Origin of the sequence: Paenibacillus sp. FSL H8-0548, from assembly GCF_038630985.1 — a bacterium.
Lineage (GTDB): Bacteria > Bacillota > Bacilli > Paenibacillales > Paenibacillaceae > Pristimantibacillus.
The window spans coordinates 7,179,124-7,196,933 of sequence record NZ_CP152049.1 but is presented as its reverse complement, the minus strand read 5'-3'; the positions used below and the strand labels follow the sequence as shown (position 1 = coordinate 7,196,933).

The 17,810-nt window shown below is 43.3% G+C and carries 19 protein-coding genes; 17 read left to right on the top strand and 2 right to left on the bottom strand.

All coding sequences use genetic code 11. The features are described from left to right. Positions 1-77: 77 nt before the first annotated feature. Positions 78-818 carry a hypothetical protein gene (locus tag MHI37_RS30425; RefSeq protein WP_144023712.1) on the bottom strand — a complete coding sequence of 247 codons (741 nt, stop codon included), beginning with the start codon at positions 816-818 and terminating at the stop codon, positions 78-80. A gap of 378 nt (positions 819-1,196) precedes the next feature. Between MHI37_RS30425 and MHI37_RS30420 the strand changes: the two genes are divergently transcribed. The 17 genes from MHI37_RS30420 (at position 1,197) to MHI37_RS30340 (ending at position 16,736) form a co-directional block, all read left to right on the top strand. Then, positions 1,197-1,967, top strand: coding sequence for a peptidoglycan-binding protein (locus MHI37_RS30420; RefSeq protein WP_083676340.1), 771 nt, complete (start codon positions 1,197-1,199; stop codon positions 1,965-1,967). A 68-nt stretch (positions 1,968-2,035) separates the two neighbouring features. Next, complete coding sequence (locus MHI37_RS30415; protein WP_076337637.1) at positions 2,036-2,362, top strand: transposase; 327 nt, start codon at positions 2,036-2,038, stop codon at positions 2,360-2,362. Then, on the top strand, positions 2,359-3,294 hold the full coding sequence (locus tag MHI37_RS30410) for an IS3 family transposase (protein WP_076337636.1): 936 nt from the start codon (positions 2,359-2,361) through the stop codon (positions 3,292-3,294). The genes MHI37_RS30415 and MHI37_RS30410 overlap by 4 nt, the downstream gene beginning before the upstream one ends. Before the next feature lie 151 nt (positions 3,295-3,445). Further along, positions 3,446-4,849: a glycoside hydrolase domain-containing protein gene (locus MHI37_RS30405; protein WP_083676330.1), complete on the top strand. Its 1,404-nt coding sequence runs from the start codon at positions 3,446-3,448 to the stop codon at positions 4,847-4,849. A 118-nt stretch (positions 4,850-4,967) separates the two neighbouring features. Further along, complete coding sequence (locus tag MHI37_RS30400) at positions 4,968-5,495, top strand: hypothetical protein (RefSeq protein ID WP_076337634.1); 528 nt, start codon at positions 4,968-4,970, stop codon at positions 5,493-5,495. A 244-nt stretch (positions 5,496-5,739) separates the two neighbouring features. Further along, the gene (locus MHI37_RS30395; protein WP_076337633.1) at positions 5,740-6,321 is read left to right on the top strand and encodes a hypothetical protein; all 582 of its coding nucleotides are present in this window, start codon (positions 5,740-5,742) and stop codon (positions 6,319-6,321) included. 12 nt (positions 6,322-6,333) lie between these two features. Continuing rightward, positions 6,334-6,600 (top strand): BhlA/UviB family holin-like peptide, encoded by a 267-nt coding sequence (locus MHI37_RS30390; RefSeq protein WP_076337632.1) that lies wholly within the window; start codon positions 6,334-6,336, stop codon positions 6,598-6,600. Between the two features lie 368 nt (positions 6,601-6,968). After that, positions 6,969-7,103 (top strand): hypothetical protein, encoded by a 135-nt coding sequence (locus tag MHI37_RS30385; RefSeq protein ID WP_256710563.1) that lies wholly within the window; start codon positions 6,969-6,971, stop codon positions 7,101-7,103. Positions 7,104-7,784: 681 nt separating this feature from the next. Continuing rightward, complete coding sequence (locus tag MHI37_RS30380) at positions 7,785-8,969, top strand: sn-glycerol-1-phosphate dehydrogenase (protein ID WP_076337631.1); 1,185 nt, start codon at positions 7,785-7,787, stop codon at positions 8,967-8,969. Positions 8,970-8,983: 14 nt separating this feature from the next. Further along, on the top strand, positions 8,984-9,745 hold the full coding sequence (locus MHI37_RS30375; RefSeq protein ID WP_076337630.1) for a DeoR/GlpR family DNA-binding transcription regulator: 762 nt from the start codon (positions 8,984-8,986) through the stop codon (positions 9,743-9,745). A gap of 35 nt (positions 9,746-9,780) precedes the next feature. Next, positions 9,781-10,833 carry an ABC transporter ATP-binding protein gene (locus tag MHI37_RS30370; protein WP_076337629.1) on the top strand — a complete coding sequence of 351 codons (1,053 nt, stop codon included), beginning with the start codon at positions 9,781-9,783 and terminating at the stop codon, positions 10,831-10,833. Beyond that, entirely contained in the window at positions 10,826-11,704 is an 879-nt protein-coding gene (locus MHI37_RS30365) for a sugar ABC transporter permease (RefSeq protein WP_076337628.1), read from the top strand. The genes MHI37_RS30370 and MHI37_RS30365 overlap by 8 nt, the downstream gene beginning before the upstream one ends. Positions 11,705-11,714: 10 nt before the next feature. Beyond that, positions 11,715-12,545, top strand: a complete 831-nt coding sequence (locus MHI37_RS30360; RefSeq protein WP_218638935.1) for a carbohydrate ABC transporter permease — start codon at positions 11,715-11,717, stop codon at positions 12,543-12,545. Between the two features lie 66 nt (positions 12,546-12,611). Continuing rightward, positions 12,612-13,925: an ABC transporter substrate-binding protein gene (locus MHI37_RS30355; protein ID WP_256710562.1), complete on the top strand. Its 1,314-nt coding sequence runs from the start codon at positions 12,612-12,614 to the stop codon at positions 13,923-13,925. Between the two features lie 29 nt (positions 13,926-13,954). Beyond that, entirely contained in the window at positions 13,955-14,716 is a 762-nt protein-coding gene (locus tag MHI37_RS30350) for a glycerophosphodiester phosphodiesterase family protein (RefSeq protein WP_076337625.1), read from the top strand. A 207-nt stretch (positions 14,717-14,923) separates the two neighbouring features. Continuing rightward, positions 14,924-15,901, top strand: coding sequence for a ring-cleaving dioxygenase (locus tag MHI37_RS30345; RefSeq protein ID WP_076337624.1), 978 nt, complete (start codon positions 14,924-14,926; stop codon positions 15,899-15,901). 130 nt (positions 15,902-16,031) lie between these two features. Further along, the gene (locus tag MHI37_RS30340) at positions 16,032-16,736 is read left to right on the top strand and encodes a histidine phosphatase family protein (protein WP_076337623.1); all 705 of its coding nucleotides are present in this window, start codon (positions 16,032-16,034) and stop codon (positions 16,734-16,736) included. A 104-nt stretch (positions 16,737-16,840) separates the two neighbouring features. Here MHI37_RS30340 and MHI37_RS30335 read toward each other — a convergent pair whose 3' ends face one another. Then, entirely contained in the window at positions 16,841-17,758 is a 918-nt protein-coding gene (locus MHI37_RS30335) for an aldo/keto reductase family oxidoreductase (protein ID WP_076337622.1), read from the bottom strand. Positions 17,759-17,810 lie beyond the last annotated feature (52 nt).

Below are 17,810 nucleotides of genomic sequence, written 5' to 3'. Positions count from 1 at the left end.
GAGTGTACTTTTTTAAAGCAGGGGATTTTTTCATAATCTTAGTTTTCGTGCTGATGTTTATTCGTTACATGTTATCTTTATTTATCAGCGATGACTTGCGTCTTCATTGGCATAGACAAATTCTCTTCGGGAATTGGCCTAGCGTCAGATTTTACACCCTCAATGGTCATCTTATCCCCGAACATGTAAGTAACATAGCGTTGCAGAATGTCCCGCGCTTTAATGAAGCGAGTATCTGCTGAAAATTCGCGTATCGTGGCATGCTCTTTTTCCTCGTCAATACCCATTTCGTCGTCGACTTCCGTATTAGACCAAGAAAGGTTATCAATCGCCCCAGCGTATGCCGTATCAACTTTAAAAACGACACTGAGTAGTCCGCCATCGTTTTTTCTGCCCCATGGGATGTTGTTCATCTCACCGCTTTCCTTGACGAATGATTTTGCACGTTCAAGTTCGTCAGCATATAACGTTTTGAACTGTTCCCAGTCGTCATTTAGCAGCTGTTCAACTTCAAACGGGTCAAGCGCGAAATCACCCAAGCCTTGCGTCTCAGCGGTTCCAAGAATATAGGCGTCAATCACTTTATACGAGTGTGTAAGAAGGGCCTCGGTTTCTGTTCGACGGTTCTCAACAAATCGCAAGACATCGGTGTCCATACGTTTGGATATGCCCGAATCATTGGTCTTAAAGACGTATCCCTTCTTCGTTTCTTCCTTTTCAGTTAGTGGGTTGTACTCGACGTACTCTGATTCAGTAAGTGTAGTCCTTGGAACAGACGATACTTCGGATGACAAAGCGGCTGCCGTATCCCTTGGCATTGCTCCCTTAGTCCCCCCCCTTTCACTCACCTTCGTGTATTCAGCGGCTGCGTATGCTGAACCCCCGGCAACTAAGACAAGTACTAAAACTCCAGCAACAATTTGGGGTATTTTCAATTTATCACTCCTTATATTCGGAATACTTGTATATTATTGGACGATTGTAAATAGGCAGATGTTGCGCGTTTCAAAAAATATGACCGGCCAATTAATGAACTAAAGAAGCATATTCTTTGAAGCAGTGTCCGAAAATTAATCTTCTAGTTTGTCTGCAGTCACAATTAAATGAACTGTTACGACATGTATTATCAGTGGCTACAAGTTCAGTATATGAATGGAGAAGCCCATAAGCAATTCAAAGGAAAAGAGGCTGATAATATGGATCAAATGGTGCTTACAGTTCAAGAATGGGTAAATGAAACCTATGCAAATAATCCCCACTACTCTCAAATTGAAGAAAACGGAAAAACAGGTTGGCCAACGATTACAGCTCTTACAATAGGGCTGCAAATCGAGCTCGGCATTCCATCGCCTAACGGTACTTTTGGACCGACAACTATAAATCTCTGTCCAACACTTTCGACAGCATCGGATTCTACTAACGCTCAAACAAAGAATATCATTAAGATCCTTCAAGGTGCCCTTTACTGCAAGGGATATAATCCAACTGGTATTACTGGAACGTACGGGAACAACACTAAAGCTGCCATTACCACATTTCAGACGCACGCTGGTATGCCGAGTGCAAATGGTATTGCAACCCCAATGTACTTTAAAGCACTTTTAAATATGGATGCATTTGTCAACGTTGGTGATCCAAAGGTTCGCATTATTCAACAGAATCTAAACAAAAATTATTCCAACGTCATCGGTTTAATCGCTTGTGACGGCCGATATTATAGAACTACAAATAAAGCACTCATTTATGCCTTGCAAATTGAAGAAGGTATTCCTGAACCAAATGGTACCTTTGGTCCTTCGACAACAGCTCTTCTCCCAACTTTATCACAGGGAAGCACACTAACGAAATTTATTTATATTCTCCAGTATTCGTTATATGTTAACGGTTTTGATCCAAATGGTTTCGATGGATCATTTGGTCCAGGGTGCCGGGAAGCTGTTCGAGAGTTTCAAGCATTTTCTATTTAGCCCCCTAGGAGACTTGGACAGTACACCCCTTACTCAGATACAATAATATTGAGGCGGAGGGGAACGAAATGAAGAAAAAACAGTTTGACCTACATTTTAAGAAGACAGTGGTTGCCAAGGGGAAAGAAATTGGAAACATGACCGCTGTAGCAAGACAGCATGAGCTGGATCCCAAGATGGTGCTCCGATGGGCCAGAGAGTTGGACCGAAAGGATCTCGATCAACTGGATGGGGGGACCATCAAGCAAGCAAAGTTTGTGCCTACTGCAGAAGATTATGCACAGCTGGAGAAAGAAAATGAAAAGTTAAAGAAGCTCTTTGCTGAGCAAGCCTTGGAGAGGGATATTCTCAAAGACCTACTAAAAAAAACGAACCCGCACTTGCGGATAAAATAGCCATAGCCCAAAAGTACATTGAACTAGGGCACCCCACCTCTCGCGTGCTGCGCATCCTGGAAGTGGAGCGTTCAACGTACTATGCACATGTGAATAAAGGCAAACAAGAATCTAAAACGATCCACAGAAGCGGTCGCCCCGCACCTGGTTACTCCTATACAACAGATGGCAAGCTAATAAGTGACGAGCAGATCTGTGAACGGATCATGGAACTGCTAGCTGACGAGTACACATCCAACTATGGATACCGAAAATTAACGAAAATCCTTCGGCGCGATCACCATTTGGTGATTAACAAGAAAAAAGTATACCGCTTGTGCAAGGAAATGAAGGTGCTGCGTCCACAGCGAAAACTAAAGGTCAAGTACCCCAAAATACTTGCAAATAATCGGCTCATCACGGGCTCTAATCAGCTGTGGGAAACGGATATTAAGTATGGTTGGGTTGAGGGTGAGCAGCGCTTTTTCTTCCTGCTGAGCATCATAGACGTGTTTGATCGGGCTATTGTCACGTATCACCATGGACTGTCCTGTGAGGCAAAGGATTTGGTTCAAATCACGCAGGAGGCACTGATGAAGCGCCAGCTCTTTGACAAAGTGGATAAGCCTGTCATTCGGTCTGACAATGGTCCGCAATTCATCAGTCATCGGTTTGCAGAGGCCTGTGAACAGTTTGGGATTACTCATGAGCGTATACCGCCAAAGACACCTAACAAGAACGCCCATATCGAGTCCTACCATGCCATTCTAGAGTTGGAGTGCTATCGGCGTCACGAATTTGAAAGTTATCAACACGCATATGATGTCGTGAGTCGCTTTATCTATAATTACAATCACAACCGTATTCATGGTAGCATCTATGACATGTCGCCATACGAATATATGGAAGCTGTCGCGCAAGGCATCGTGAAGCCAAAAGCAATAAAGGTGTGAATCCCAAAATCACCGTGATTTGCAGAGATATCGAGCAATTCTATACAATCTATTGAATAAGGGGTGCAGTGTCTACTATAAGGGGGTTTAACCGTTTTGTATGCTCACTGTTGATGGTAGTGTTGGTAAGTAAACTTGGGCCTCCTTACTCGTGAGTACAGGCGATAAAACAAGGAAGGGTACTGCACTTGACTGTGTGACCACGATTACCTCTGCACGAGCACAGACGTTAGCCAGCAATGGTTACACAACTGTAGGGCGTTATATTATTGGCGATTGGAAAAAAATCAAACCTGGCGAACTAGATACCATTTTCGGAGCAGGGATGAAGGTGTATCCGATTTATCAATCGTCCGGTAATAATCTAAATTACTTTAACCCTACACAAGGCGCAAAAGATGCTAAAGGGGCTTTAATTGCAGCTAATAGCTATGGCTTCCCATCAGGGAGCTTGATTTACTTTGCCGTCGATTTTGATGCTTTGGACGGAGAGGTAACATCGAACATCATCCCGTACTTTAGAGCCCTGTACAATAAAATGAACGCTCTAGGTGGCAGATATCGGGTAGGTATTTATGGACCAAGAAACGTTTGTAGCCGTGTTGCATCTGCAGGCTATTCATTCAGCAGCTTTGTATGTAATATGTCTACTGGGTTTAGTGGGAATTTGGGTTACCCACTCCCAAAGGATTGGGCATTCGATCAAATTTCAACGATCACAATCGGTAGCGGGGATGGTCTAATTGAGATAGACAACAATATTCAATCGGGTAAAAATCCTGGCGTCTCCTTCGTTGTCCCTCCTATAGATCTTACTACTCTGGATGACGAACTCTTTAAAGTTCAATATAGTACAACGTTAGAAACCCAGTTGGTTGATCTGGCAGATTCACACATGGGGACTATTCAAAAAGCGAAAGCAGTACGCTCTAGAGAAAATGCCGTTGCTAAATTATTTGAGTATGATACCTTGATTACTCAACTCAGTCAAACGTACAGCATCCGTAAAGCGATGATCCAAGCGGTTCTTTATCGTGAATTATGCTTCGAAGGAGCAGAAGACACTGTGGTAGACTCATTGGTTGTGTCCTATTACAGCTATAAACTGAGTTTAGAGTCTTGGGAAAACTTGCCTTTAGCACTTAAATTAATCACGCCAGCCCCAACTTTTCCCATTGGTGCCCGGGATGACTGCAGTACAGGCCACGGACAAATTTTTGCGAGTACGGCAATTGATTCAAATAACTACGCTGTACAGAATGGGATTATTTCAGGACAATTGTACGATGCTACTGATTGGAAGGACCAGTGGCATGTTTGGAACCTGTTAAATACGGACCAAGATTATAATATTAGCACATGTGCCCTCGTTATCATTAGAGCAGCAAATCAAGTTTCATTGGATCAAATATTTTATGAGTACGATGCTACTAACATTAAAAAAGTACTAGCTCGTTATAATGGTACAGGGGATGAAGCTGCTGTGTACGGTGATGAAACATATGAGTACTACTTGGCTTTTGAACATTTCAATAAACTGATTCGTGAACAATAACATGAATATCTTAAAGCCGCCTAAGCATCCGCTAGGCGGTTTTCTTTGAAGAAAGAAACTTTATCCATTGAACATACGTTTATAAAAAGGAATACATTTAAAGGGAAGGGGCACTCCTATGAAAAGGTTTGTATGGATTGGATCAATTACGGCCATAGCCTTAATTATAGTTGTTTTGACGCTCCATTTGGGTACAAGCAAAGAAAGGGTCTCAGAGCAATTTGCAGAACACCTTTTTGATTATCCCCTGCCGTCTGAGACTTCGCTTATCGCAAACCATCAGTTCAATGGCAAGAATTTTGTTGATGGAGGAGGAAGCGGGGGATACTGGAATGTAATAGCGATCATGGAATTAAGGTCTACCCTTACAAAGGAAGAAATCCTTTCTTATTATAAGCCTATTGAATCTTTCCCTTACCCTAAAGGAAAGCGAAATGGTGTAGAATTAGAGATTTATTTTGAGAATAATAGCGAAAAAGTCATGAACTCCACAGGGTTCTACTATCGAGATAATGCTGATCGTATCAGAACCATTTCTACCTACTCTCTTGAATCGACAATTCCTCAAGTTAACCAGGTATCAGGTGAAACAAAGTATTTTCTTCAGATATCTAGCGGATTTGATTACTTCTTAAACATAAATTGAAAACTAATATTTTTATTCAAACCGTGATCTGGTGATACAGACCACGGTTTTTTCTATTGACCGCATTTCCAAAAGATGATAATTTTGGATATGAGTAACGAACAAGTGTTCCCGTACGACATATATAGGTATAACCAAATATCGGAGAGATGCTCACAAAATAAATAAAAATATCAATAATTGTCTTGTCAATGACCTTGCATATCACTTTGCCCAGACCGAAGACCAGTGGGCATTTAGTCAATTGTTTCTGGAATTAAAATCACTCATTATTAATAGAGCGAGAAGTTCTTGTCAACGTGCACAACGAACAGGACTGAATATACCGCTTGAAGACTTCGTTTCATTTTTTAGTCAAGGATTATTTCAGGCCACGAAAGGTTACGACAATAAGCTTGGAAATTTTTTGCCACGATATCATTCATACTTAAAATTACGAGAGGCTGATGTGTGGCGGTGTTATGAGACTCGAGGCAACAATCAGTCGGATCGCAAATATGAGAAGGCAAGGCTCCTTACTTTCTCCTTGGATCAACCTGCTGGAAATGACGACTCTGATGAGACGAGGTTTACGTTACTCGACATTGTTCCAACTCCATCAGCGGAAGATTCTTATATGGAAAGTGAGCAATCGAGGACTTTGATCATGGAGTTTTCAAAGCTAAACAAAAGATATGCTTTGATTGTAGAGCTTTTAGACAACGGCCATCCGTTAAAAGAGATTGCTTTATTAATGGGAGAGAGTTCATACAACTCAAAAGTAAGAAAACTTGTGCAACGCACGAAGATTAAATTTAGTGAATATCTGAATAGTCGAATCCTATAAGGAGGGTATTTCATGGAGCAGCAAATTTTCGAAATTGTAACAAAGCAAGGAATATGGGCTATTTTATTCATCTCCCTTTATTATTACCAACTAAAAGAAAGCAAGCGAAGAGAGCAAGAAAGCATCGAAAGAGAAAGAAAGGTCTTGGACTTTATTTCTGACATCGCCATGCAGTTTGAAGGGCTTGTTAAACAATACGAGAAACTATCGGAAGATGTACAGGATATCAGAATGGAATTAAGCAATCAAAATAAAACATATACCTCTAAAAGTACCTAGTTATCTGAGCATGCGCTTCCCCGTTATTATAAGACGGTTTATTATAAGGACCTGTTCCAAACTAACGTCAACTAAACAGATGAAATTTTCCTTGCCGTTATGATCCGAGCAGGGAAGGGGAAACGCTGAATAATTAGCTTATATACATAGGTTCAGAACTATGGAGACCATAAAGATACGCGGACATGTGTATCTATTTTTGGGTCTCCATTTTTTTATGTCTAAAAAGAGGGGGAAATACATTGCAGAGAGAGGCTATCCTCTCTGCAGGGAAAGAAGAGTTAGAAGTACCAGGCATTTATTACTGAATATTCGTTCATGAATCGATGCGCAAAAATATCGTGCTTCACGAGGATGAGCTAGGGAATATGGACTCAATTCGATGGGACTTGCAGGACGAAGGGTTTGAGGTGCTTTGGGACTCTGCTTTGAGTCGACGAGAGGTAAACCGTTATATGACGCAGTTTTATCAGGAGTATACCAAATTTGATACGACACCGTGATAACGGTCTACTTCTAGAGGTTATTCGTTTGTGTGTACGTAGAGCGTTCAAACACGCTTGCAGTAAACTTTATACAGCTGCTATAGGCGTATCGCGCGTGAACTGGGTTACCGCTCTATGAGTACTTATACCTTAGTGGAAAAATCCGGATACCCACGCACAGCTAACTTTCGTTTAATGAACACCATACTGTGGCGAAGCAAGCCCGTTAGTCAAAATGAAACTTGGGTACTGGTGTAATACTGTATCCAGTTGCACACAGATGTTTTAACTGAATTGATGAGATATGAAAATATGTCCATAGAGTAAGATAAAGGCGCTGCAAATGAAAATCAGGGGTGATTTTGTGCGAGGATTTCTCTTATTACAGAATCTTCTGCAAGACCTAATGATGCTTGGTTTTGTTTATATGATAAAGCACGAAATGAAAGTGACGGAGCACAATAAAACAGAAATATTTGTATTGTAGCAGCCGGAAACTCTTATGAATAAAGGAGAGTTGATATTTATTCATAGCCTACACAATTTATTAATATGGGGATGACAATTAGATAACAATGCAGGAATAAGATTGGTTTAAACATAAACGAGTATGAGGTAGGCGATTATCGAACATAAATAAACATTTTCACAATAAATCGAGTACATGGTTAGAAAAATCGTTAGCTTGGAGGAAATGCAATGCATTACGGACAGGTCATCATGCAGATGATTGAACAGATGGAGCCAAAGGTTAAACAGAATATCGGGATAGATACCATTCTAATTGAAGCGGGTGCACTAACGAAGCTGCCTCAATATTTAGAAGACAAGCAATATGAACGTGTTCAAGTCGTTGTCGATGCACACACCTATGAGGCTGCTGGAAAAAGAGTGGAGGCGCTGCTTGAGAAAGGGTTCATTCAAATAAATACAACCTTCATAACGCCAAATGCGATTGGAGATGTCATTGCGGATGAAGCGTCGATTGTACAGCTTCTACTGGATATTCAACAGCATCGACCTCAAATCGTAATTGCGGTTGGCGGTGGAACCTTGCATGATATTGTTCGTTATGCAGCGTATACGTCGTCACTGCCTTTTCTCTCCGTGCCAACGGCTCCTTCCGTGGACGGCTTTAACTCGAAGGGGGCTCCCATCATTATTCGAGGCTACAAAAAAACGATCATATCGATCGGGCCAAATGCTATTTTTGCCGATCTGGATGTGTTGACAAGAGCTCCACAGCCCATGGTTGCAGCGGGGTTTGGCGATATGATCGGCAAATACACCTCTCTATTTGATTGGAGATTCGGAAGCCTGACGAATAACGAGCCATTTCTCCAAAAATCAGAGAGTATTACGCAGCAAGCTCTGAATAGATGCGTGCAGCACGTCTCGCTTATTGCCAAGAGAGATGAAGAAGGAATCGCATCATTAACTAGCGCTCTAATCGAATCGGGTGTAGCTATGCTTATCTTTGGCAAATCACATCCAGCCTCTGGGGCCGAGCATCATCTATCCCACTTTTGGGAGATGGAATATATCGAGCTTGGGAAAAAACAGCTGCTTCATGGTGCCAAGGTTGGTGTTGCATGTATCCAAATCTCCAAGCTTTACCGCCAATTGAAAGAGGAGCAGTTCGGTAAACGAGCTAAAGTAAGAGAAAGTATTACTCGAAATTGGCATGAAATCATAACACGAATCGAACAAATACCAACGGAGGCGGAGCTTACATCACTGCTATCCATGGTAGGCGGGCCGACTGGAATGAATGAGCTCGGCGTGTCTGAGGATTTGTTCATGAGAAGCCTGCAGGGAGCTCATCTCATTCGTCCTGAACGATATACACTGCTGCATGCTTGGAATACAAGTAATGAATGGTAGAGGAGGTTAGCTCATTGCTAGCTGCTGAGCGCAAGCACCGGATTTTGGAATATGTGAGAAAACATAATACGGCAACAGTGAGCACACTCTCCAAAGAATTTAAAGTTCATGAAGCGACGATACGCAGAGATCTCTCTGAAATTGAACAAGAAGGTGTGCTCAGGAGGACGCATGGCGGAGTCGTGATGGAGGAATGGACCAATGGCGAGCCTACGTTTAATGAAAGATCGCAACAAAGCACCGATGAAAAGATGAGAATTGGCCGGATGGCCGCGAGTCTAGTACAGGATGGCGACCATATTATTATCGACTCTGGAACGACTACTCTTCATATCGCTCGAAATCTTGTGAATCATTCCAATCTGACGGTAGTTACCAACGATATTAACGTAGCTAGCGAGCTAAGGGATGCGCCTGGTGTAAAGGTCATTTTGACTGGCGGAGAGTTGTATCCCTCAAGCTATATGGTTAACGGCATGCTGACTGATTATGCATTGAAATCGCTGCATGTTGTAAAAGCCTTTATTGGTACACCGGCACTTCATCCACAGCATGGCCTTATGCACCCAGAAGCGCAGCTTGTACCGACAAAGCAGGGAATGATTCATGCTGCGAGAGAAATTATTGTCGTAACCGATCATCGAAAGCTGGGGAAGCTGTCGCTTCATACCGTGGCCCCTACAAGAGCCATTCATACTTTAATTACAGGAATTGAGGCATCCGAGGAGGATATTGACTCCTATAAAGCTAGTGGCATGACCGTATATGTCGTTTGAGAAATTACGAAAAGACCTTTGAGGAGGTAATATTCATGGCGTCTATTCAATTGCTGAATATAACAAAGTCATTTGATAAACAGGATGTTATTAAGGATTTGAACTTAACGATAGAGGATGGGAAATTTACCGTATTAGTTGGTCCTTCCGGCTGCGGGAAGACGACACTGCTTCGGATGATTGCTGGTCTCGACCCTCAAACATCAGGCCAAGTGTTAATTAACGGGCAGGACGTGTCGAAAACCGCGCCTGGCAAACGGGGAGTTGCAATGGTTTTTCAAAACTATGCGATTTACCCGACGATGTCTGTTCGAGAAAATATTGAGTTCGGATTAAAGAATAATGGCGTTCAGAAGGCCGTTAGAAAGGAGCTAGTGGAGAGCATTAGCTCTACTGTTGGCCTGTATGAGTACTTGGATCGCAAGCCCTCCACCTTATCGGGCGGACAGCGTCAGCGTGTTGCGCTTGCAAGAGCGATGGTCAAGCAGCCTTCGGTATTTCTAATGGACGAGCCATTATCCAATTTGGATGCTAAACTTCGTGTCCAGATGCGAATCGAGCTCATTGAATTGCATAAGAAGCTAGGCACCACCTTCGTCTATGTTACCCATGACCAAGTGGAAGCGATGTCGATGGCAGATAACATCGTCTTGATGAACAAAGGCTTGATCCAGCAGGAAGCACCTCCTGAGGTCATGTATCACAAGCCAAGCAACCAGTTCACTGCACAATTTATCGGTGTTCCTCCTATGAACATTGAAGAGCTTCCGGGACAGAAGCTGACCTTTGGATTTAGGCCGGAGAGTGCAGAGCTTTCCTATGAACCAAGCACGCACTTGTTTTCTATTAGAGGCGTAATTGCAACAAGGGAAATGCTTGGATCGGAAACGATCTATCAGGTGAAGGCGGAATCATATTCCTTCATGATCAAATGCGTAGAGGACCATTTCGTGGTCGATGATCAGGTGTTTATCGGTGTTCCAGCTGCGAAGCTTAATTTCTTCGATAAAGATGAGCTGCGAATCGATCAGCAGAGTGAAGCGCACGCCCGAGGTCTCGAGATACTGAGAGGGCGATTCCATGGATAAGAAACGATTAAGCGAGGTACTCAGACCGTATCTTATGATCGCTCCAGCGATGCTTGGGATTGCTGTATTCGTTGTTTACCCTGTCTTTTATCTAGCCTATCTCAGCTTCTTTAAGTACAACTTGATGAATTCGGCAAAGAGCAAGTATATAGGCTTTGATAATTATATCAATATTTTCTCAAGAGCCGATTTTTACAAATCATTAAGCAACACAGCTATCTATACGGTTGGAACGGTTGTTCTTACTCTATTGATTTCGTTAATGCTTGCCGTTTGGTTAAGCAAAAAAACAAAAATGAATAGGTTTGTCCAAACCGGAATATTCACACCGCATATCGTGTCCGTCGTATCGATCTCACTGGTATGGCTGTGGATGATGGAACCGAATCTAGGCTTCTTAAATTTCATATCGCGAAGCGTAGGATTGCCTGCGTCTCGGTGGCTGCAAAGCTCAGATACCGCGCTGCTATCGATCATCATCGTCTCGGTATGGCAAGGAATCGGTTATTATGTGCTCATTTTAGTAGCGGCGCTGCAAGGGATTTCACCAAATATTTATGAGGCAGCGGCACTTGATAATGCAAGCAAGTCCAGAGTGTTTTTCAAAATCACGCTGCCAATGATATCGCCACAGCTATTTTTCATACTCATTATTATGACCATAGGCTCGTTTAAAGTATTCGATACGGTGAAAATGATGACCTCGGGCGGTCCGAACGATGCGACGAATACACTGGTCTACTATATTTTCCAGAATCGTACGACAAACATCGGATATGCATCAGCAACAGGCATGGTTCTTATGGCCATTATTGGGGTTCTTACTTTCGTATATTTCCGAATGCTAGCCAAAAAGGTCCATTATCAATAAGGAGGATATGATGATAAAAGCGCTGCATTACACAAGGCTAACGGCGAGCTATCTCCTGAAAACAATAGTGTTAATGATTTTTATTTTCCCGTTTTTATGGATGATCTTAACGTCTTTGCAAACCTTTCGTGAAACGTTGGCCTATCCGCCTACTTTGATACCTGCAGTTCCGCAATTCATTAACTATTTCACTGCGCTGCAGGCGGGGCCATTTCTAACCTATTTTAAAAACTCTGTCCTTGTGACGGGTTCCATTATTGTGATTCAATTGCTTGTTTTGATACCTGCTGCCTATGCTTTTGCTAAATATAAATTCAAAGGCAGCGGAATATTATTCAGTCTTGTTCTGCTTGCCTTTATGATTCCAGGTCAGGTAACTTTTATTCCGGTCTATCTGATGATGGCTGATTGGGGAATAAACAAAACATTACTGCCGCAAATATTGCCTTTTATGACGAATGCCTTTGGCATCTTCCTGCTTAGACAATATTTTATGCAAATTCAAGAGGAAATTGTTGAAGCGGCACGGCTGGACAATGCTAGTGAGTTCAAAATTTTATGGAAGATCATGATTCCGATGTCTAAGCCTGCACTAGCAACGATTGGACTATTCAGTTTCGTCAGCCATTGGAATGATTATTTCTGGCCGCTGGTGATGACCGATTCTGCAGCAGTGAGACCTTTAACGATTGGGATTTCGATGCTCAGAGAGACAGAAGGAATAAGCAACTGGCATGTCATTATGGCTGGGAACGTCGTTTTGGTCATACCTATTTTGATCGTTTATCTATTTTGTTCCAAGCAAATTGTCAAAGCGTTTGTGTACTCTGGTATCAAATAAAGGCAATATGCCTCTGACATAGAGCGGGATGATAAATCAAATTACAAAAAAATGGAGGTAATTTTCTTGAAAAAATTCTCAGTTATACTGGCATCAACGATGATCGTTGGTTTGCTGGCAGCATGTGGAACCAACAATACAGGTACTGCAAATAACACGACAGGCAATACGCCAGCGACGGCAACGAACACCGCTTCTGGGGCTAAATCAACCGTTCAATTCTGGCATTCCATGGGCGGAGGCAATGGTGAGCGTGTGGACGCCATGGTTAAACGTTTTAATGAATCGCATGATGCTATTGAAATCGTCGCCACCTTCCAAGGCAATTATGCTGAAACTACGACCAAGCTTCAACAATCTATAGCTGCTGGAACTGCACCCGATGTATCGATGATCGAACGTGCAGATGTAGAGATGTTTGCTGATTCGGAAGTGCTTGAAGATCTAACGGCATACATGGAAAAGTCAGAAGTGAAAGAAACTGATTTTATTGAGGGTCTTATGGGCCATTCCTATTTCAATGATCAAATATTATCTCTTCCGCTTAATCGCTCGACACCCATTATGCATGTAAATAAGACGATTCTAGATGAGCTTGGCATGGAGGTTCCAACAACATGGGACGAGCTTAAAGCAGTAACCAATGCGGCGGTAAAAAAAGAAGGCAATGAATTCACACGTTACGGCATGTCGATGCCATTCGATACATGGTACCCAATGGCGATGTTCACTCAAGCTGGAAGCTCGTTTTTTAACGAGGATCGTACATCTCTAGCATTTGTTGATGATGGTGCAGGCGAGAAAGTATTCCGCTATTTGAAGGACTTGCAGTCGACTGGCGCGTTGTTCTATCCACCTGCTACAGATTCAGGTACGATCGTGAACGGTATGTTTACAGAAGGCAAGCTAGCGGTAATGTTCCAATCGACAGGTTCAATTGGCGGCTTGCTTAGCGCAGTTGATTTTGATTATGTAACAGCATTTCTGCCTATGGACGAGAAATTCGCCAACCCTACTGGCGGAGCTAACGTATCGATGTTGAGCGGATCGGCAAATAAGGAAGCGGCATGGGAATTTATTCGTTGGATGATGGTAGAAGAGGACGGTGCATTGCCATTCATTCTGGATTCGGGATATCTTCCAGTTACCCATGTTATGGTCGAGTCGGATGCGATCAAGGAGCTTTGGGCGAAGGAGCCAATCCGCCAAACGGCTTATGAGCAGCTTCAATATGCAGTAGATACGAACAAAGATGTCGCATGGCCGGCGATTGGACTGGAATTCAATTCAGCCATTGAAGCGATCATGTACGATAGTGAAGATATTCCAGCTACGCTAGCGACACTGAAAAAAGAAGCCGAGCGTCTGTTGTCGGAATAATACTTGAGGTAGGGGAGGAGACGTGAACGATGATTGAGCAAGTGAGGGATACGGGTTCCATTATTGTATCTGGGCATCGCGGTTATAAATCCGACTACCCGGAAAATACGCTGCTCGCATTCAAGCGCGCTATTGAAGTAGGCGTTCATATGCTGGAGTTTGATTTACGAATGGCTAAGGATCGTACGGTCGTTGTGATTCATGATGATACGGTGGATCGTACGACGAATGGTACAGGAGCTGTACGCGACTTTACACTGATGGAGCTGAAAGCATTAGATGCGGGCGGTTGGTTTTCCCCTGTATTTGCTGGACTCAAAATTCCTGCTTTCGAAGAGCTCTGTCAGCTGCTAGCTGAGTATCCAGAGGTTCTTCTGAATGTAGAAATTAAGTCCAGCGTGGATGCTCAGGATACAGTTGATGAGGCAGTTAAGCTGCTTGAGAAGTATCAATTATTTCCAAGATGTGTGTTTACATGCTTTGATGCTCAAATTATTGCGTATCTTTATGATCGTTATGGTGCGAAAACGCAAGGGTTTAAAGCAGAGGTTATGCGTAACTTTGTCTCCGGCGAGGGCGGTACTTATTCTAAAATGTGGGCGTTAGCTCTAGAAATGTCTCTTCTGAATCGACAGGATGTACAGACATTCAGGGATATGGGCTTACAGGTTTGGAGTTACTGTCCGGATACAGCAAGCGACGTTCATTACTCGATTGGATGCGGAACGACTGTGATGACATGCAATGATCCTATTCCTGCGCTTGAAATTAAGAAAAGATTAGAAGCATAGCCGAGAGCGAATAGTGCAGTGCAAAGCCCGCTAGATGGAGGAGATATCCTTCGCTAGCGGGCTATATACAAGGTTATTATTTGACAAACGGAAATAATCGTTATACAATATCTTTAAATAAAGATATACAATATTAAGATATAATTTAATGACTACAGCGTGCCTATTCTTTATGGAGGGCATAATACAATATGGAGGATGATATTCATGAACAATTTAAAAGGGATTCACCACGTAACCGCGATTACAAGCAGCGCAGAAAAAAACTATGAGTTTTTCACTTATGTATTAGGTATGCGTTTGGTTAAGAAAACGGTCAATCAGGACGATATTCAAACGTATCATTTGTTTTTCGCTGATGATAAAGGCAGTGCAGGAACAGATATGACATTTTTTGATTTCCCGGGCATTCAGAAAGGCAGACATGGGACAGACGAGATATCGAAAACATCGTTCCGTGTGCCGAATGATGCAGCTTTGAACTACTGGGTAGAGCGCTTTGATCGTTTGAAAGTAGACCATACAGGAATTCAAGAGTTTTTCGGTAAAAAGACGCTTTCCTTCGTTGATTTTGATGACCAGCAGTATCAGTTAATCTCCGATGAGCTTAATCAGGGCGTCGTTTCTGGCACGCCGTGGCAGGACGGCCCAATTCCATTAGAGCATGCGATTACAGGTTTAGGACCCATCTTCATTCGTGTATCAAATGTGGACTATTTTAAAGAAATGCTGGAGAAAGTGCTTTTATTTAAAGAGATTGCGAAGGAAGGCTCCTTCTATCTATTCGAGGTAGGTGAAGGCGGCAATGGCGCCCAAGTCATTGTCGAGCATAATGTTATTCTTCCTAGAGCACAGCAAGGCTACGGTACGGTTCACCATACTGCTTTCCGTGTGAATGATCGCGCTGAACTCGATGCTTGGATGGGGCGTCTGGAGAGCTATAACTTCTCGACATCAGGTTATGTGAACCGTCATTTCTTTGAGTCGCTGTATGCAAGGGTTGCTCCGCAAATTTTATTCGAATTTGCTACCGATGGTCCAGGCTTTATGGGGGATGAGCCTTATGAGACGCTGGGTGAGAAGCTATCGCTGCCGCCGTTTCTAGAGCCTCAGCGTGAGCAGATTGAAAAGCTGGTCCGCCCGATTGATACCGTTCGCAGCACCAAGCAATTAGTGAAAGAATAATAGTAGTGATGATAAGGGCGTCCATAGGGATGCCCTTTCATTTTGCATGAGAGGGGAGGGGGTGTCATAATGAGTGGGCTGTATATATAATGGGCTATAAGATGGACTACAGTTAGGAGTGAAAATGTTTATGCAGTTATACATTATTCGTCATGCAGATCCTGACTATTCAATTGATAACCTGACAGATATCGGCCATCAGGAAGCGGCAGCATTGGGCAAGCGTATGGCTTCTATTGGTCTGGATAAGCTATACGCTTCATCACTTGGCCGAGCACAGACTACAGCAAGCTATATTGCCAAAGAAACAGGGCTTGCCATTGATACGCAAGCGTGGACATGTGAGCTGGATTGGCCGGGAATTATAATTTCGGATGATAAGCATGGTCCCATTTGGGATTACCCTGGTGAACATATTCCGGAGCTATCAAGCGGGAAACGGCAATGGGGGGATGAGACTGATTTTTGGCTGAAGCAGGAGGGATATAAGGTCAGATACGAAGGCTTGCAAGCGGCCTCTGATGAATTTCTGCTTGGTCAGCATTATAAACGAGAGAATGGCCTGTATCGCATCATGAAGCCCTCTACTGAAAAAATAGCAGTGGTGTGCCATGGCGGCTTTGGTCTTGCTTGGCTCGCCCATTTGCTGCAAATTCCATTAGCGCTTGCTTGGTCGATCTTCTGGCTGGCACCAAGCTCGGTTACAACGGTTCTGTTTGAGGAGCGAAGCGAGCATTTTGCCGTTCCCCGGTGCATTGGCATGTCCGATGTCTCCCACCTCTACGCGAGTGGAATGAGTCACCAGCCGCGCGGTCTGCTAGGAAACCATGCTTAGCTAGACGACTGCTTTAATGGTATCGATCTCATGATCGGACTCTCAGCAGTCATATAAAAAGCAACCACCGGTCCATGTGACAGGTGGTTGCTTTTTTTGTCAGCTTAAGGAAGGATGTTGCCTGCTGCACGATAGATCGCATACCATTCCTCGCGTGTTAGGTGAACGTCGCTTGCTTTACAGCAATCCTTCAACCGTTCAATATTCATAGTACCGATAACGGGCTGCATATGCGCGGGGTGGCGCAAGAGCCAAGCTATGGCGATCGTCGTGTTGCTAACCTCATATTTTTTCGCAACTTTATCGATTTGCTTGTTTAATTCTGGGAACTTGTCGTTTCCGAGGAAAACACCCTCGAAGAACCCATACTGGAAGGGAGACCAAGGCTGAATCGTGATATCGTTCAGTCTGCAATAGTCGAGCACACTGCCATCCCGATTTACAGCAAAGTCATTTTCCATGTTGACATTAAATCCGCTAGAGATCATCGTCGTGTTGGTAATGCTTAATTGCAGCTGGTTCGCAACAAGCGGCTGCTTCACAGACTTTTTCAATAGCTGTATTTGCATCGGGTTCTGATTGGATACGCCAAAATGGCGTACTTTTCCTGAGCTTTCAAGTAGATCGAAGGCTTCGGCAACCTCTTCTGGCTCTACCAATGTATCAGGGCGATGGAGAAGCAGAATATCCAAATAATCGGTTTTTAGCCGTTGCAATATACCATCCACGGACGCCAAAATATGCTCTTTGGAAAAGTCGAACATCCCTTTTCGAATGCCGCATTTGGATTGCAGAATGATTTTTTCGCGAACATTCTCGCTCATATGTATGGCATCTGCAAATATTTCCTCACACGCGCCAGCACCGTAAATATCAGCATGCTCGAAGAAGTTTGCGCCTTGCTCTAGAGCCGTTTGGACAAACTGCTCCGCCTCGGTTTTGTCCAGTGAATTTATCCGCATGCATCCGACTGCAACAACCGGTACATCTAATGTACTCGTTCCAAGCTTCATCGTCCTCATGATCGTTGTGGCCTCCCTAATCATTGGTTATATTTGAGAAATGGGTTTATCC

Bases quoted from the DNA above. Each gene is read 5' to 3' on its own strand.
- MHI37_RS30425 (WP_144023712.1), bottom strand. From the start codon at position 818: ATGCCAAGGGATACGGCAGCCGCTTTGTCATCCGAAGTATCGTCTGTT.
- MHI37_RS30420 (WP_083676340.1), top strand. From the start codon at position 1,197: ATGGATCAAATGGTGCTTACAGTTCAAGAATGGGTAAATGAAACCTAT.
- MHI37_RS30415 (WP_076337637.1), top strand. From the start codon at position 2,036: ATGAAGAAAAAACAGTTTGACCTACATTTTAAGAAGACAGTGGTTGCC.
- MHI37_RS30400 (WP_076337634.1), top strand. From the start codon at position 4,968: ATGAAAAGGTTTGTATGGATTGGATCAATTACGGCCATAGCCTTAATT.
- MHI37_RS30390 (WP_076337632.1), top strand. From the start codon at position 6,334: ATGGAGCAGCAAATTTTCGAAATTGTAACAAAGCAAGGAATATGGGCT.
- MHI37_RS30385 (WP_256710563.1), top strand. From the start codon at position 6,969: ATGGACTCAATTCGATGGGACTTGCAGGACGAAGGGTTTGAGGTGCTT.
- MHI37_RS30380 (WP_076337631.1), top strand. From the start codon at position 7,785: ATGCATTACGGACAGGTCATCATGCAGATGATTGAACAGATGGAGCCA.
- MHI37_RS30370 (WP_076337629.1), top strand. From the start codon at position 9,781: ATGGCGTCTATTCAATTGCTGAATATAACAAAGTCATTTGATAAACAG.
- MHI37_RS30365 (WP_076337628.1), top strand. From the start codon at position 10,826: ATGGATAAGAAACGATTAAGCGAGGTACTCAGACCGTATCTTATGATC.
- MHI37_RS30360 (WP_218638935.1), top strand. From the start codon at position 11,715: ATGATAAAAGCGCTGCATTACACAAGGCTAACGGCGAGCTATCTCCTG.
- MHI37_RS30350 (WP_076337625.1), top strand. From the start codon at position 13,955: ATGATTGAGCAAGTGAGGGATACGGGTTCCATTATTGTATCTGGGCAT.
- MHI37_RS30345 (WP_076337624.1), top strand. From the start codon at position 14,924: ATGAACAATTTAAAAGGGATTCACCACGTAACCGCGATTACAAGCAGC.
- MHI37_RS30340 (WP_076337623.1), top strand. From the start codon at position 16,032: ATGCAGTTATACATTATTCGTCATGCAGATCCTGACTATTCAATTGAT.
- MHI37_RS30335 (WP_076337622.1), bottom strand. From the start codon at position 17,758: ATGAGGACGATGAAGCTTGGAACGAGTACATTAGATGTACCGGTTGTT.